Source organism: Paramagnetospirillum marisnigri, assembly GCF_001650715.1.
GTDB lineage: Bacteria > Pseudomonadota > Alphaproteobacteria > Rhodospirillales > Magnetospirillaceae > Phaeospirillum > Phaeospirillum marisnigri.
In genome coordinates, this window is record NZ_LWQT01000018.1 from 1 (window position 1) to 773 (window position 773).

At 48.6% G+C, this 773-nt stretch carries 1 protein-coding gene; it reads left to right on the forward strand.

Annotated elements, in window-relative coordinates:
* On the forward strand, positions 1-773 hold a 773-nt coding region (locus A6A04_RS00755; protein ID WP_245651041.1), incomplete at both ends, for a GAF domain-containing protein.

The following is a 773-nucleotide window of genomic DNA, read 5'->3' on the forward strand; positions in this document are numbered from 1 at the left end:
CTCCGTCGCCCCTGGCCAGGCAACATCAACCATGCTTCACTAACATTCGATCTGGAGCCGCCATTGGGGGCCGGTCAATCTGCAAATTACCTTTCCCACGAGGGGCAAGAGTTTGATGTGGCGTTTGTTCGAGATATGAGTTCGCACAAGGAAGCCACTGTTAAGATTGCTCACTTGACGGATATTTATGCGGCTTTGAGCCAAACCAATAAGGCCATCATTCGCAGCAAAAGCCGCCAGGAACTCTTTGATGCCATCGTTCGAATTTCGGTGGATTTTGGGCATTTTCGCATGGCATGGATCGGCGTGGTCGATGATTCGAGCCAAGCAATAGTTCCAGCAGCCTGGGCTGGTGAGGGGGTCGCCTATTTAGATGGCCTGAAAGTTTCCGCTGATGCTGATAGCCCTTATGGACAAGGGCCGTCCGGACAATGCATTCGTACTGGTGAGTACCGCGTTGCAGAGAATTTCTTTGGAACAAATATAACAGCACCTTGGCAAAAGAGGGCGGCATCATTTGACTTTAATTCATCTGCCGCATTTCCGCTGAAGAATAAGGGAAAATCCATCGGCACATTATCGCTTTACTCAGATATTCCGGAATTCTTTACTGACGATCTCATCGAACTGCTGTCTGAAATGACAAATGAAATTTCATTCGCCTTGGATCGAATGGACCTTGAAGCCAGTCATCGACAGCATGAAGCCGAGCAGAAGGAATTGGTCGAACGCTTGATGGCATCCAATACTGAATTGGAACGCTTTGCCTATGT